General features: G+C 69.6%; 12 protein-coding genes. 1 reads left to right on the top strand and 11 read right to left on the bottom strand.

Going from position 1 to position 14202, the window contains the following annotated elements; translation table 11 throughout:
* Window positions 1–162 precede the first annotated feature (162 nt).
* Complete coding sequence (locus tag ACZZZB_RS06195) at window positions 163–1020, bottom strand: SDR family oxidoreductase (RefSeq protein WP_463529204.1); 858 nt, start codon at window positions 1018–1020, stop codon at window positions 163–165.
* A gap of 116 nt (window positions 1021–1136) precedes the next feature.
* Here ACZZZB_RS06195 and ACZZZB_RS06190 point away from each other — a divergent pair, with 116 nt between their 5' ends.
* Complete coding sequence (locus tag ACZZZB_RS06190; RefSeq protein ID WP_064294176.1) at window positions 1137–1508, top strand: winged helix-turn-helix transcriptional regulator; 372 nt, start codon at window positions 1137–1139, stop codon at window positions 1506–1508.
* Here ACZZZB_RS06190 and ACZZZB_RS06185 read toward each other — a convergent pair.
* The 10 genes from ACZZZB_RS06185 to ACZZZB_RS06140 form a co-directional block, all read right to left on the bottom strand.
* Window positions 1505–2758, bottom strand: a complete 1254-nt coding sequence (locus ACZZZB_RS06185; RefSeq protein ID WP_463529203.1) for a four-carbon acid sugar kinase family protein — start codon at window positions 2756–2758, stop codon at window positions 1505–1507. The two genes, ACZZZB_RS06190 and ACZZZB_RS06185, sit on opposite strands and share 4 nt — an antisense overlap.
* Window positions 2759–2861: 103 nt before the next feature.
* A complete protein-coding gene (locus ACZZZB_RS06180) occupies window positions 2862–3770 on the bottom strand; it encodes an NAD(P)-dependent oxidoreductase (RefSeq protein ID WP_229940425.1) in 909 nt (302 codons plus the stop codon).
* Window positions 3771–4190: 420 nt separating this feature from the next.
* Entirely contained in the window at window positions 4191–5462 is a 1272-nt protein-coding gene (locus ACZZZB_RS06175; RefSeq protein WP_463529202.1) for an HNH endonuclease signature motif containing protein, read from the bottom strand.
* Window positions 5463–6200: 738 nt separating this feature from the next.
* Window positions 6201–6908: a FadR/GntR family transcriptional regulator gene (locus tag ACZZZB_RS06170; protein WP_430891998.1), complete on the bottom strand. Its 708-nt coding sequence runs from the start codon at window positions 6906–6908 to the stop codon at window positions 6201–6203.
* 311 nt (window positions 6909–7219) lie between these two features.
* The gene (gene purQ / locus ACZZZB_RS06165) at window positions 7220–7921 is read right to left on the bottom strand and encodes a phosphoribosylformylglycinamidine synthase subunit PurQ (RefSeq protein WP_064294181.1); all 702 of its coding nucleotides are present in this window, start codon (window positions 7919–7921) and stop codon (window positions 7220–7222) included.
* A complete protein-coding gene (gene purS, locus ACZZZB_RS06160; protein ID WP_064294182.1) occupies window positions 7918–8178 on the bottom strand; it encodes a phosphoribosylformylglycinamidine synthase subunit PurS in 261 nt (86 codons plus the stop codon). Before purS ends, purQ begins: the two co-directional genes overlap by 4 nt.
* A gap of 104 nt (window positions 8179–8282) precedes the next feature.
* On the bottom strand, window positions 8283–9860 hold the full coding sequence (locus tag ACZZZB_RS06155) for an APC family permease (RefSeq protein ID WP_079705048.1): 1578 nt from the start codon (window positions 9858–9860) through the stop codon (window positions 8283–8285).
* The gene (locus ACZZZB_RS06150; RefSeq protein WP_086474644.1) at window positions 9857–10753 is read right to left on the bottom strand and encodes a universal stress protein; all 897 of its coding nucleotides are present in this window, start codon (window positions 10751–10753) and stop codon (window positions 9857–9859) included. The genes ACZZZB_RS06155 and ACZZZB_RS06150 overlap by 4 nt, the downstream gene beginning before the upstream one ends.
* A 176-nt stretch (window positions 10754–10929) precedes the next feature.
* Window positions 10930–12288 (bottom strand): flavin monoamine oxidase family protein, encoded by a 1359-nt coding sequence (locus ACZZZB_RS06145; RefSeq protein ID WP_137242332.1) that lies wholly within the window; start codon window positions 12286–12288, stop codon window positions 10930–10932.
* 284 nt (window positions 12289–12572) lie between these two features.
* Window positions 12573–14039, bottom strand: a complete 1467-nt coding sequence (locus ACZZZB_RS06140) for an NAD-dependent succinate-semialdehyde dehydrogenase (protein WP_463529201.1) — start codon at window positions 14037–14039, stop codon at window positions 12573–12575.
* Window positions 14040–14202: the final 163 nt, after the last annotated feature.

Raw genomic sequence — 14202 nt, 5'->3', positions numbered from 1 at the left:
GCGCGCTAGCGGTATCGAGAGCATAACCCGGATCGAGGTGACGGATTCGTGCGTCGGATCGCGTTTCTGCAACGGATTCCTCCAGCCGTGGCGTCAGTGCACGCGAACGGGCCCGGAGCATGTGCTCCGGGCCCGGCTGATTGCAGGAGGTGTGGACGCGGCTCAGGCGACGAGCGTGCGCAGTCCTTCGATCAGGGGCGTGGTCGGACGCCCGATCAGCCGACCGAGGTCGCCGCTCGTGTCGGCGAGGAGCCCGTCACGGGTGTTGCCGTCGAGGGCGACGACGAATCCCGCGGTGCCCTCATCGAGACCGGCGGCCAGCAGTGCCTTCAGGTGCTCCTCGGGAGAGAGGTCCTGGTAGACGACCTCGCGGCCGACGACCTCGCCGATCGCCTGCGCCAGCTCGGGGTGCGACCACGCGACGTCGCCGGCGAGCTCGTAGGCCTTGCCCTCGTGGCCGTCGGTCGTGAGGACGACCGCGGCCGCCTCCGCGTAGTCGGTGCGCGACGCGCTCGACACGAGACCGTCGCCGACGCTCCCGACGAACGATCCGGTCGCCTTGGCCTGGTCGACGGACTGGCCGTAGTTCTCGGTGTACCAGCCGTTGCGGAGGATGGTGAAGGGGAGGCCGGACGCGTGGATGAGCTCCTCGGTCGCCTTGTGCTCGGGGGCGAGGATCAGTGGGGAGGTGTCGGCCCGGAGCGCGCTCGTGTAGACGAGGCGGGCGACGCCGGCGCGCTTGGCGGCGTCGATGACCGCGGCGTGCTGGGCGACGCGCTGGCCGACCTCGCTGCTGGAGACGAGCAGGACCGTGTCGCCGGCCTCGAGGGCGGCGTCGAGGGTGGCCGGGTCGGCGAAGTCGACCTTCGCGGTGCGGACGCCCTGTGCGGCGAGATCGGCGAGCGCCTCGGTCCGGCGGCCGGTGGCGACGATGGTGGCGGGGTCGGTGCCGCGGGCGAGCAGGTGCTCGACGACGAGGTGGCCGAGCTGGCCGGTGGCTCCGGTGACGACGAGAGACATGTGAGGGTCCTTTCGATGGGGTTCGCTGAGGAGGAACCCGCTTCCGATCACATTACTTCCCGATCTGCAGTACCCACTTTGAGGTAAGCTACTGTCCGATAAGTAAGGAATGAATCATGACAAGCGTAGACACGCAGCTGGGAAGACGCCCCGGATTCACCGACGGCATCCTGCCTGCCGCCTGCCCCTCGCGCACGGTGCTCGACCACGTGACCAGCAAGTGGGGCGTCCTCGTCCTCCTGGCGCTGTCCGACGGCACTCATCGCTGGGGTGAGCTGCGACGCGTGGTCCAGGGCATCAGCGAGAAGATGCTGGCCCAGACGCTCCGCACGCTCGAGGAGGACGGACTCGTCGTCCGCGTCGCGCACCCCGAGATCCCGCCCCGTGTCGAGTACAGCCTGAGCGACCGGGGTCGCGACCTCAACGAGCACCTGATGCCCTTGATGGCGTGGATCGACCACAACGCGTCGGAGATCCTCGGGCGCTAGGCGGTCCGGCCGAGCGCTGCAAGGACGTCCACGAGCGTCGACGGGTCGCCGACGTTCCCCGGGACGACCACGTAGAGCTTCTCCTCGTCCTCGGGTGTCACCACGCTCCACACCGAGACCCCTGGCAGCACCTGCCCGAGGACGCGTGCGCGCCTGGCACCGAGTCCGACCCGGGCGACCTCGGCGGAGGTGATGCCGCCCTTCGACACGACGACTTCAACCGATCGTCGGAGCGCAGCGGTCGCCGACGTCAGTGCGATCATCACCCGCTCGCCGTGGTCGAGCGTGTTGTGCGTGGCGTCCCGTTCCCGCTCGGACGAGATCGCGGCGAACCCCGTCGCGGTGAGTCTCGCTCGACCGGCCTCCGCCACGGCCCGCCCAGTGGCGACGGCATCCTGGAGGGCGTCGCTCGTGGGGACGATCTCGGCGGGGCCGAACGCCGCCTCGACGGGCGCGAGCTGTCGCGTCGCACCGATGGTGTGGGAGCCGCAGACGAGGAGCGCGGCGACCGGCTTCGCGACGAGCGGCGAGGGGAGGAGGCCGTCGCTCTCGACGCCCGCGATGGCCGCAGCGAGGGGTGACGCAGATCGGACGACCACGTCGGCTCCGTCGGCCCAGGCCGCCGTGATGGCCTGCGCGATGATCCGGACGTCGTCTCCGGTCTCTGCGTCCGGAAGGAGCACCGTTCCGGGAACGGCATCGCGGAGAGCTGCTCGGAACTCGGCGGCGCCGTCGCGGAGACCCGCCAGACCGAAGTGGGCGGCCTCCCGCCCGGACTGTTCGCGCACGTAGTCCGGCAGGTGTCCCGAACGGAACGGGAACACGGGGTCCTGGGCGTACTCCGTCTCGTGGGCTGGCAGCGTCTCGTCACCGATCCGGACGTAGTGGGTGCCGTCGATCGTCGTGCGCCCGCCCTCCGGGAAAGCCGGGACGAACACGATGACGCTGCGCTCCCCGGTGAAGACGGCGGTCTCGGGGAACACGTGCCCGCGCAGGGTCGAGTCGCCTCGGAGGACGACGTGCACCCGTTCGCCGAGCCGGCGCCCCGCCTCCTCCGCCTCGGTCCGAGTGCGTTCGAGGAGCGCGACCGCGTCGGCCTCGGAGACGGCACGCGTGTTCGTGAGCAGGTAGACCGCGTCGGCTCGGCCGAGGGCCTGCTCGATGAGGTCGGCGTCCCATTCCAGGAGGACGTCGACGCCGGAGGCCGACTGCGTGCCGGTGGGGTCGTCGTCGAGGATGAGGGTCTTCATGCGTGGGGCTCCTGGGTGGTGGAACGTGCGGCTCCGAGGGGCTGGGGCGTCATGCGTGGGGCTCCTGGGCGGTGCGACGTGCCGTCGTCGAGGATGAGGGTCTTCATGCGTGGGGCTCCTGGCGGGGGTGGCCGGCATCCTGGTAGGTCTCGATCACTCGCGAGTCGTCGCGTGCGCCGAGGCCGGACGCTGCAGCGGCGAGGAAGCGTTCGCGCGCCGCATCGAGGACGGGGGTAGCGGCTCCGGCGGCGCTCGCCGCATCGGCGACGAGGCCGGTGTCCTTGACGAAGATGTCGACGCGGCTCATCACCGGGGCATCGGTGTCCTGCAGCATGCGGGGTCCTCGGTCCGACAGCATCCAGGATGCGGCCGCACCGGACTCGACGAGGGGGAGGACGGCCGCCGGATCGAGGCCGAGCGAGGACGCGAGGGCGAGGGCTTCGGCGGCAGCGGCGATGTGCACCGCGCAGAGGTGCTGGTTGACGACCTTGATCGCCTGGCCGTCGCCGATGGCTTCGCCGACGATCCTGGCGGTGCCGAGAGCGGCGAGCGGCTCCGTTGCGGCCGCGGTGGCGGCGGGGGATCCGGAAACGAACATGGTGAGCTCGCCAGTGCTGGCGCGTGCCACGCCGCCGGTGACCGGGGCGTCGACCACCGCTGCGCCCGCGGCTTCGAGACGGGCGGCCTGCTCGACGACGGAGGCGGGGCCGACGGTACTCATGATGATCCAGGTCTGGCCGGCGGGATCAGTGTCGGCGAGGGCGAGGGTGACGAGTTCGGCGAGCTGGTCGGGCGTCGCGACCATGACCACGACGGTGTCGGCCTGCGGTGCCTCGGTGATCGACTCGACCGCGCTGATGCCTGCGGCGGCCGCGCGTTCCCGTGCGGCGGGGAAGGGGTCGACGCCCGTGACCCGGTGGCCGGCCGCGGCGAGCTGGGTGGCCATCGGCAGGCCGATCGCGCCGATGCCGACGAAGGTGATGGTGTGTGCGGGCTGTGGCGTCGATGCCATGGCGTCCTCCGGTGGATTGGTTGGACCAATCGTAACCGCGGATGTCGACGCGGGCAAGCGCCCGGTGGTGGGCGCCCGGTCGCTCGTCGACACGGGGTACGCGGCTCCTTCCGGTCATTGAGCTTGTCGAAATGCCCCCGAGGACCCTTCGACACGTCGACGGGCCCGGTGCGGCGCAGCTCAGCGATCGAGGGTGATTCGGGGAACCCTAGCCCGATGGCCGAGGTGGCGCGGCTCGGCTGCCCTTCGACAGGCTCAGGGACCGAAAAGCGTGCGAGCACAGTCCAGCCCGGTCACTGAGCTTGTCGAAGTGCCCACGGGGACTCTTCATCGTTCCAGGCACACCTCTCCCGGTCACTGAGCTTGTCGAAGTGCCCACGAGGACCCACCCCCTTCGACAGGCTCAGGGACCAAAACTGGTCAGAAGGGCGCGGGATCGGGTTCCGTCCGATACTGCTTCCCGTCAGGTGTCGTCCACTCGAGTACCCCGCCCGGCTGGTGGTCGAGGTTCCAGCCGGGCAGGTGCTTCATCCGGTGATGATGTCTGCAGAGACACGCGAGGTTACCGACATCCGTCGTCCCGCCGTCTTCCCATGCGACCGAGTGGTCGAGGTCGCAGGCCCGGGCGCGTCTGCCGCAGCCTGGTGCGCGACAGGTGCCGTCCCGGAGGCGCACTGCGCGCTGCAGGTCGGCGGGAACGCGGTACCGGTTGCGTCCGACGGAGAGGATCGCGCCGGTTTCGGGTTGGACGAGGATCCGGGTGAAGCTGGGTGCGTTCACCGCGATGCGTGCGGCGGTCTCCGGGTCGATGGGGCCGTAGCCGTCGAGGGTGGCCGGGGCGTCGCTGACGCCGGCCATGCTCAGCGCCGGCACGGTGATCTGCACGGTCGGCTTGATGTGTTCCTGGACCTCGATCGGGTGCGGGAGCACCGGGCTCGACATCACGTCCTCCGGGGTCACGCCGGTAAGCGCGAGCGCCGCAAGGGCATCGGCCTGAAGCTGAGCGCACGTGCGGGTGTCCCCGGCCTGGCGCGATTCGGCGGCGGCTGCTTCGACGCGCTCGATGATGCCCTGGGCGATCGGTGCCGTGGTGAAGAGGTGCACCCAGGCCATGCCGTCGGCTGCGGGTTCGAACTCGACGCGGCGGTCGGCCTCGGAGCGGACCGCCCGGGCCGTGATCGATTCGGGGTGGAGACGTTCGCGCAGGACACGGGCGCGCCTGCGGAGGTTCGCGTTGGTCGATTCTTCCGCGACCGGCAGGACTTCAGCGAGGAACACCGGCCGCCCTGCGGTCGGCACGTCAGTGAGTTGGTCGATGATCGTCTGTGCGTGCCGCGCCGAGATACGGCCGGCCTCGAGCGAGGCGAGCACGGCGGGCGCGTCGTTCACGAGGCGCTCGGCGTCGTTCGTCGCCCGCTGCACGGTCCGCTCGGGCGTTCGGGTCGCCATCGCGAGGGCTGCGCAGGTGGAGCGGCGCGTGAGGGCCAGTCGCTCGGCCGGCGGGAACACGGCCGGAACGACCGAGTCCGCGAGCGCGTCGGCGTAGGCCGCGGAACGGGCCAGCAACCGAGCCTCCTCGGCGTCCAAAGCAGCACGCCGCCGCTGGATGTCCGCGTAGTGGTCCGAGAACTCCGCGAGGCGCGCGGCGTACTCGTCGCTCGCGTGGATCGCGGTGGTGGTGGTCTCGGTCATGGAACCAGTCCACCATGGACCACTGACATTCCAGATGCTGAGTCGGCCCGGTTGTGGAAGTGTCCCCGTGGGCCCTTCGACAGGCTCAGGGAGCGGAGGAGGCATGCCGGATTCGCGGGGTTCTCCCGTGGGCCCTTCGACAGGCTCAGGGAGCGGAGGAGGCATGCCGGATTCGCGGGGTTCTCCCGTGGGCCCTTCGACAGGCTCAGGGAGCGGAGGAGGCATGCCGGATTCGCGGGGTTCTCCCGTGGGCCCTTCGACAGGCTCAGGGAGCGGAGGAGACATGCCGGATTCGCGGGGTTCTCCCGTGGGCCCTTCGACAGGCTCAGGGAGCGGAGGAGACATGCCGGATTCGCGGGGTTCTCCCGTGGTCCCTTCGACAGGCTCAGGGACCGGAGGGGGGCCCTCGGAGACCGGAGTGAGTGCGGGTGCACCTCTTCCGGTCACTGAGCTTGTCGAAGTGCTATGAGTGCCCTTCGACAGGCTCAGGGACCGGAGAGGGTTGCTCAGGGACCGGAGAGGGTTGCTCAGGGACCGAAGAGGGTTGCTCAGGGAGCGGAGGGGGTTGCTCAGGGAGCGGAGGGGGTTGCTCAGGGACCGGAGGGGGTTGCTCTGGGTCCGGAAGGAATCCGCGTGCATCTCTTCCGGTCACTGAGCTTGTCGAAGTGCCAACGAGTGCCCTTCGACAGACTCAGGGATCGGTTGAGGTTGCCCGAACGGCGTGGCGGCCGCGAAGCGTCAGCTCGCGCCGTCGTCGGCTTCGAGCTGCAACCAGTCCTCGAAGTGCCGGCGCATCGCGCGTCGGGCGGCCTCGGCGTCTCGAGCGGCCAGGGCGTCGACGACGGCGTAGTGCACGCTGTCGGTCCGCCGGACGCCGCGCTCGTCCGGCTGCTCCACCTCGATCGCGCGGAGTCGACGCTGCCGGATCGTCTCGCGCAGCACGTGACTGAAGCCCTCGTGCATGAGTCGGAAGATCGGGTCGTCGACGATGGCGTTCAGCCGGCTGTGGAAGTCGACGTCGGCCTCGAGCGCCGCATCGTGATCCCCGGCGAGCGTCGCGGCGATCATGCGGTCGACGTCGTCGCGCAGCACCGCGACCGCCTCGTCGGTGACGAGCCCGGCCGCCGCCTCGGCGACGGTCTCCTCCAGCATCATGCGCGAGCGGGCGAACTGGTCGTCGGACAGGTAGCCCAGCTGACGGGAGATGGTGAACCAACTGCGGACGAAGTCGTCGCCCGGAGCGTCGATGGAGGTGCCCCGACCCTGGGTGCGGTGGAGGAAGCCGAGCCGTTCGAGGACCGCGAGCTGTTCGCGAAGGGCGCCGCGGCTCATCTGCAGTGCCTCACCGAGCTCGCGTTCCGGCGGCAGTCGCCGCGCGGTGGTGCCGGGCTCCGGCGTGGCCAGCTCAACGAGCCTCGCCACGAGCGCTTCGAGCGGCTCCGCCATACTGCCCCCTCGATTGGTCCGACCAGTGTCGATGGTAGCCGGTGGTGCGGGCCGCCCTTCGACAAGCTCAGGGACCGGGTGGGGGCTCTGGGACTGGGTGGGGGCTCTGGGACCGGGGTGCGGCTCTGGGACCGGGGTGCGGCTCTGGGACCGGGGTGCGGCCCTGGGACCGGGGTGCGGCTCAGGGACCGGATTGAGGCTCAGGGACCGGGGCGACGCTCAGGGACCTGGGCGTCGCTGCGGGATCCATCCACCGACGCAACACGCCCGCCCCGACGGATCGGGACGGGCGTGGAAACGACGTAAGTTTGCTAGACCGCCTGGAGGGCCTGCACAGCGCTCGTGAAGAAGGCGAGACCGTCGACACCGGAGCGCATGGCGAGCGGGGTGTCGGGACCGAAGCCCGGCTCGATCGCGTGCTCGGGGTGCGGCATGAGCCCGACGACGTTGCCGGCCGGGTTCGTGAGGCCGGCGATGTCGTCGAGCGAACCGTTCGGGTTCACGCCCGCGTAGCGGAAGGCGACCAGGCCCTCGCCCTCGACACGTGCCAGAGTCTCGGCGTCGGCGATGTAGCCGCCGTCGGCGTTCTTGAGCGGGATGGTGATCTCCTGCCCCTTCGAGAACTGGTGGGTCCAGGCGGTGTCGGCGTTCTCGACCGTGAGCAGCTGGTCGCGACGGATGAACTGCTGGTGGGCGTTCCGGATGAGGCCACCGGGCAGCAGGTGCGCCTCGACGAGCATCTGGAAGCCGTTGCAGATCCCGAGGATCGGCATGCCTTTGCCGGCGGCGTCCTTCAGCTCGGTCATGATCGGCGAGACTGCGGCGATCGCGCCGGCGCGGAGGTAGTCGCCGTAGCTGAAGCCACCCGGAAGGATGACGGCGTCGACACCCTGGAGGTCGTGGTCGCCGTGCCAGAGCGCGACGGGCTCGGCACCCGCCATGCGGACCGCGCGCTGAGCGTCGCGGTCGTCGAGCGAACCGGGGAAGGTGATGACACCGATACGGGTTGTCATGCCTCGGAGCCCTCGGGGTAGTGGATGGCCACGACGTCCTCGATCACGGCGTTCGAGAGGATGTCGTCGGCGATCTGCTGCACCGTGGCGCGCGTGGCGTCGGTGATGGGGCCGTCGACCGTGAGCTCGAAGCGCTTGCCGATGCGGACATCGGTGAACTCGCTCTTGCCGAGACGCGCGAGGGCGCCGGCGACGGCCTTGCCCTGGGGGTCCAGCAGTTCGGCTTTCGGCATGACTTCTACGACGATGGTCGGCACGGAGGTCTCTTTCGTTGCGACGCGGCGGGGATGCGAACAGTCTAGCGCCGAGCGCACGACGCCCGTCCGACGAGGTGCGTCGGACGGGCGTCGTGGTCAGCGGGTCATTCCGGGAGGGCGGCGTCCGCTTCGTTCGCGTCGCCGGCTATGCCGCGGGCGAGCGTCTTGTTGCGGAAGAAGTCCGGTCGGAGCTTCGCCTGGATGAGCATGATCACGATGCCCGCCACGATGATGATCATGCCGAGGATGAACACGAGCCCGACACCGCCGATGTTCGACCCGCTGCCGTAGTCGGGGTCGGCGCTCTCGATGATCGTGGTGAAGAAGAGCACGCCCAGGATGAGACCGCCGACGAGCGGGGAGAAGAACTGGAAGAAGAAGTTCCGTGCGCTCGAGAACCACTGCTTCCGGAAGTACCAGACGCACGCGAACGCCGTCAGGCCGTAGTAGAAGCAGATCATCATGCCGAGGGTCGTGATCGTGTCCCAGAGCACGTCCTCGGAGATGAAGCGCATGACCGCGTAGAACACCGACGCGACGACACTCGAGACGATCGTCGCGTAGCCGGGCGTGAAGAACTTCGGGTGCACCTTCGAGAACTTCGGCGACAGCGCGCCGTAGTGCCCCATCGCGAGCAGGGTCCGCGCGGGGGAGACGAACGTCGACTGCAGCGAGGCGGCCGAGGACGACAGCACCGCGATGGACACGAGGATCGCGAGCGGACCGAGGATGGGCCCCGCGAGCGAGAAGAACACGTTGCCCTGGATGTCCTCGTTGCCGAGCCCGAACTCGCCGTCGCCGACGCCCGCGTAGTTGATGAGCGCGACCGACAGGAACAGGTAGAGGACGACGATGATGACGACCGTGGCCGTGGCGGCCTTGCCTGGCGTCGAGCTCGACCCCTTCGTCTCCTCGCTCATCGTCAGCGTGACGTCCCAACCCCAGAAGATGAAGATGGAGAGCGAGAGGCCGGCGGCGAAGGCGCTGAACGACCCGACGGCGAACGGGTTGAACCAGTCGAGCGAGATCGGGAGGGCGTCGAACGCGTCCCCGCCCGCGACGTGCGCGAAGGCGACGATGCCGAACAGCACCATCACGAGCAACTGGAAGCCCACGAGCACGTACTGCAGCTTCTGCGTCGTCTGCATGTCGCGGTAGGAGATGAGCGTCGCCCCGAGCATGAACGCCAGACAGGTGATGACGTTGATGAACGGGTTCGACGTGAGGCCGGCGATGTCGGGGTTCTGGAAGATCTGCGACAGCATCAGGTAGAAGAAGTCGACCGCGATGCCCGCGAGGTTCGAGAGCACGACGATGGTCGCGGCGATGAGGCCCCAACCGGCCATCCAACCGACCCACGGGCCGAACGCGCGCGTCGCCCAGGTGAACGAGGTGCCGGAGTCCGGCATGCGGCTGTTGAGCTCCCGGTAGCCGAAGGCGACGAGCAGCATCGGGATGAAGCCGACGAGGAAGATGGCCGGCACGTGGGTGCCGACCTCCGCGACGGTCGGACCGAGGGCACCGGTCAGTGTGTACGCCGGGGCGATGCACGAGATGCCGATGACGATCGCGCCGACGAGGCCGACGGTGCCGGCGCCGAGGCCCTTCTTGGAGAGGGCGCCCGTCGCGGTGGTCTCGGGGTGGGCGACGTCGCGCGGGGGAGTGGTTTCGGGAGGAGTCATGTCGGGTCTCCGAGGGTCAGCACGGAGTCGCGGGGCACGACCACCATGGGTACGGGGAGCTCCCGCAGCATCTTCGCTGCCGTGGAGCCGAGGAAGAGGTGCTTCGGGGTGGCGAGTCGGCTGGAACCGACGAGCACGATCTCCGCGGGCTTCCACTCGAGGTGCGAGACGGCGTCCTCGATGCGGGTGCCCGAGGCGATCTCGGTGGTCACGTCGATGTCCTTCGGCAGGTGCTCGGTCGCGTAGGCGAGGACTTCCGCTGCGTGCGACTCGGCCCGGGCGGTCGCCTCGGGGTGCTCGGCGCCCTCGGGTTGGTCGAGCGCGACGAGCGAGACCAGGCGGAGCGGGATGACCGCGTTCTTGGCGACGACGATGGCCGCGTCGAGCAGCTGGTGCGCGCCGGCACGGGTGCCGATCGCGCAGGTGATCCGGCTGACCGTGCCGCCGGTGGGCTGCGCGTCGAGGAGGTCGCGGCTGCCGACCGGAGCGAGGGCGACCGGGACGACCGCCGAGTGCAGGAGCGTGTTCGCGACGCTGCCGAGCGTGAACCGGCCGAGGAGTCCGCCGCGCGCCGCACCGATGATGATGAGCCCGCCCTCGAGGATGCGGGAGGCCTCCAAGAGGCCCTCCGCGAACGACTCGTCGTACACGAGGTGCGTCTTGGCCGTGATGTCGGCTGGGACCGCGTCGAGCGCCTCGGCGAGCCAGCGTTCGGCCGTCTCACGGAGGAACCGCTCGTACCCGGGATCGGCCGGGGTGATCGTCGGGCGCTCCTCGTTCGCGAGCACGAGGACGATGTCGAGCCGCGCGCCGGTGGTCCGAGCGATCCGGATGCCGAGCGCGAGCGCGTCGCGTCCCGCCGGCGTATCGGTGTAGCCAACGATGTATCTCATCTGGTGTTCGCTTTCGATCGGGTGCGAGCGTGTGATGGCGGTTCCTGCCCTTCGACAAGCTCAGGAACCGCCGGTTAAGGAACCGGGACCAGGATGCACGGCGGTGTGCGGGTGTTTCGTTGGTGCAGGGTATCGACGGGGGTGGCCCTTCGACAAGCTCAGGAACCGGGAGACGCTTACGCCTGGTGGCGGGCGATGATCGCCTCGGCGGTGTCGGCTCCCTTGCGGATCGCGCCGTCAACGTGCTGGTAGCCCTCGGCGGCGAGGTCGCTCGTCGACCAGAAGATCGGACCGACCGGCGTCGACTGCATGGCGCCGTAGCGTGAGAGCCCACCGAGGTCGAAGCTCGCTGCGTACGCGCCGCGCGTCCACTCCTCGCTGCCCCAGTCGCTCTCGTAGTAGACGACGGGGGAGAGCGCCTGCTCGCCGTAGTAGTGGGACAGGGAGGTGAGGATCCGCTCGCGACGCTCCTCGGCGCTCAGCTTGAAGACCTCGTCGGCGCGCTCGTCCGAGACGAACCCGACGAGCGTGCCGCGCGGGTCCTCGTGGTTCGTGTTGTCGTAGGCCTCGTGGACGAGCTCGTACGGGCTGAACGCGGTGGCCGAGAGGCCGTCCTCGCGCCAGAACGGCGTCTCGTACACGGCGTGGACCTTGATGACGAGCCCGAGCGACATGTGCTGGTGCATCTGGTGGCTGAGGCGCGGCAGCGGCGGCTGGAAGTCGATGCGGGAGTAGAGGTTCGGCGGGACGGCGACGATCGCGTACCGCGCGTTGACCGTGACGCTGTCCGCCTCGGCCGAGACGCCGGCGTCGGACCACTCGAGGCGACGCACGGGCGAGGACAGGTGGACGTCGTCGCCGAGGGCCTCGGCGAGCTTGATCGGAACCTGCTGCAGGCCGCCGACGACGCGCTTGTCGAGGATGAAGTCGGCCTCGACGAGGTGGGTGAAGCTGCCGGCGGACGCCGCCATGAGGAGCGCCTGCAGGAGCGAGAAGGAGTGGGAGGGCTTCGTGAGCATCGCGGCGGCGATGAAGAGGGCGATGTTGTCGCGCGCCTCGACGTCGTCCGTCTGCTCGGCGAGCCAGGCGCTCCATGAGATGCGGTCGTACTCCTTCGCCCGGGCGTGCGCCCACGGCTCGGTGACGCCGACCTCCTCCACGAGCTCGTCGAGCAGGGTGATGAGTCGCTCCATCTCGGCTGCGGTCGACTCGGCGACGGGGAAGATGTCGCCAGTGAAGCGGGTGCGCACGCCCTCGGCGTTGACGTAGACGCTGTCGCCCTCGCGGTAGCGGGAGTAGGTGTCGAGCCCGAGCTCCTCGAGCGTGGCGAGCAGCGCGGTCTGGTCGGGGGAGACCCACTGGCCGCCCAGCTCGAGCATGGCTCCGTCGATGTGGTTCGTCCAGAGGCGACCACCGACGCGGTCGCGCGCCTCGAGGACGGCGACGGACAGGCCCGCCGCGCGGAGCTTGGTGGCGGCCGTGAGCCCGGAGGCCCCGGCGCCGATGATGACGACGTCGCGTTCGATAGCGCTCATGAGGTGTCTTCCTGTTCGTGGCCCTTCGACAAGCTCAGGGACCGGGGTGGTGCTCGGGGGCCGGGGTGGTGCTGTGGGTGCCGGGTGGTGCTCGGGGGCCGGGTGGGGCTGTGGGTGCCGGGTGGTGCTCTGGACTGGGATGGTACTCGGGTGTCGGCTGGTGCTCGGGACCGGCGCCGATAGTCGAGTATGGCGGATCCGGCGGTCGGATGGAACCGAGGATGGCGAGGTCGCCGGTCGTATCGGCGATCGGCGACGGTTTCCGTTGTGCCGACCGAGGCGGGTCAGCCGATGGGCGTCATGGTGTACTTCGTGTACAGGTACTCGTGGATGCCCTCGAGTCCGCCTTCGCGTCCGATGCCCGACTGCTTGACACCACCGAACGGTGCTGCGGCGTTCGAGATGACGCCGACGTTGAGGCCCATCATGCCGGTCTGTAGACGGCCGATCATGCGCTGTCCGCGGGCGAGGTCGGTGGTGAACACGTAGGAGACGAGCCCGTACTCGGTGTCGTTCGCAAGCCGCACGGCCTCGTCCTCGTCGTCGAACGGCACGATCGCGAGGACCGGGCCGAAGATCTCCTCGCGGAGGATGTCGGACCCCGGCACGACGCCGGTGACAACCGTCGGCTGGAAGAAGGTGCCCGGTCCGTCGACGGCCTCGCCGCCGGTGAGGACCTCGGCGCCGCGCTCGACGGCGTCGCCCACGAGGGTCTTCGCCTTCGCGACCGCGCGGTCGTCGATGAGCGGGCCGATCGTCACGCCGTCCTCGGTGCCACGACCGATGCGGAACGCGTTGACCTTGTCAGTGACGCGCTTCGCGAACTCGTCCGCGACGTCGCGGTGGACGATGAAGCGGTTCGCTGCGGTGCACGCCTGTCCGATGTTGCGGAACTTGGCGGCCATCGCGCCCTCGACGGCCTTGTCGAGGTCGGCGTCCTCGAACACGACGAACGGGGCGTTGCCGCCGAGCTCCATCGAGGTGCGGAGGACGTTCTTCGCGGACTGCTCGATGAGCTTCTGACCGACGGCCGTCGAGCCCGTGAAGCTCAGTTTGCGGAGCCGCGGGTCGGCGATGATCGGGCCGGACACTGCGGAGGAGCTGGAGGTGGTGATGACGCTCACGACGCCGGCGGGGAGCCCGGCGTCCTCGAGCAGCTTCACGAAGTACAGGGTCGTGAGCGGCGTGAGCTCGGCGGGCTTGACGACGACCGTGCAGCCGGCGGCGAGCGCCGGGGCGATCTTGCGGGTCGCCATCGCGAGGGGGAAGTTCCACGGGGTGATGAGGAAGCACGGCCCGACGGGGTGCTGCGAGACGGTCATCATGCCGGTGCCCTCGGGGTTCGACCCGTAGCGTCCGGAGATGCGGACGGCCTCCTCGGAGAACCAGCGGAGGAACTCACCACCGTAGGTGACCTCGCCGTTCGCCTCGGCGAGCGGCTTGCCCATCTCGAGCGTCATGAGGAGGGCGAACTCCTCGCGACGCTCCTGGAGGAGGTCGAAGGCCTTCCGGAGGATGTTGGAGCGGGTGCGGGGAGCGGTCGCCGCCCACTCGTCCTGAGCGGCGACGGCTGCGTCGAGGGCCGCGGTGCCGTCGGCGACCGAGGCGTCCGCGATCGTCTTGATGACGTCGCCGGTGGACGGGTCGCTCACGTCGAGCGTCGCGCCCTCCGTCGCGTCGCGCCAGACGCCTCCGATGAACAGGCCGTTCGGGACCTTGGCGAGCAGATCGGTTTCACGTGCGTCGGTCATGGGTGGAGCTCCTTGGTGGTGTCGGTGCCGTCGGTCACAGTGTTTCAGCGTGCATGCCCCTCGACAAGCTCGGGGACGATCACATCGGTCCCTGAGCTTGTCGAAGGGCGGGGACCCCATCGGTCCCTGAGCTTGTCGAAGGGCGGCCCTTCGACAAGCTCAG

It is taken from the genome of Plantibacter sp. AC185 (assembly GCF_979258065.1).
The sequence above is the reverse complement of the archived record's forward strand: the minus strand, read 5'-3'. Positions and strand labels throughout refer to the sequence as shown.

Bases quoted from the DNA above. Each gene is read 5' to 3' on its own strand.
- ACZZZB_RS06195 (WP_463529204.1), bottom strand. From the start codon at position 1,020: ATGTCTCTCGTCGTCACCGGAGCCACCGGCCAGCTCGGCCACCTCGTC.
- ACZZZB_RS06190 (WP_064294176.1), top strand. From the start codon at position 1,137: ATGACAAGCGTAGACACGCAGCTGGGAAGACGCCCCGGATTCACCGAC.
- ACZZZB_RS06185 (WP_463529203.1), bottom strand. From the start codon at position 2,758: ATGAAGACCCTCATCCTCGACGACGACCCCACCGGCACGCAGTCGGCC.
- ACZZZB_RS06180 (WP_229940425.1), bottom strand. From the start codon at position 3,770: ATGGCATCGACGCCACAGCCCGCACACACCATCACCTTCGTCGGCATC.
- ACZZZB_RS06175 (WP_463529202.1), bottom strand. From the start codon at position 5,462: ATGACCGAGACCACCACCACCGCGATCCACGCGAGCGACGAGTACGCC.
- ACZZZB_RS06170 (WP_430891998.1), bottom strand. From the start codon at position 6,908: ATGGCGGAGCCGCTCGAAGCGCTCGTGGCGAGGCTCGTTGAGCTGGCC.
- purQ (WP_064294181.1), bottom strand. From the start codon at position 7,921: ATGACAACCCGTATCGGTGTCATCACCTTCCCCGGTTCGCTCGACGAC.
- ACZZZB_RS06155 (WP_079705048.1), bottom strand. From the start codon at position 9,860: ATGACTCCTCCCGAAACCACTCCCCCGCGCGACGTCGCCCACCCCGAG.
- ACZZZB_RS06150 (WP_086474644.1), bottom strand. From the start codon at position 10,753: ATGAGATACATCGTTGGCTACACCGATACGCCGGCGGGACGCGACGCG.
- ACZZZB_RS06145 (WP_137242332.1), bottom strand. From the start codon at position 12,288: ATGAGCGCTATCGAACGCGACGTCGTCATCATCGGCGCCGGGGCCTCC.
- ACZZZB_RS06140 (WP_463529201.1), bottom strand. From the start codon at position 14,039: ATGACCGACGCACGTGAAACCGATCTGCTCGCCAAGGTCCCGAACGGC.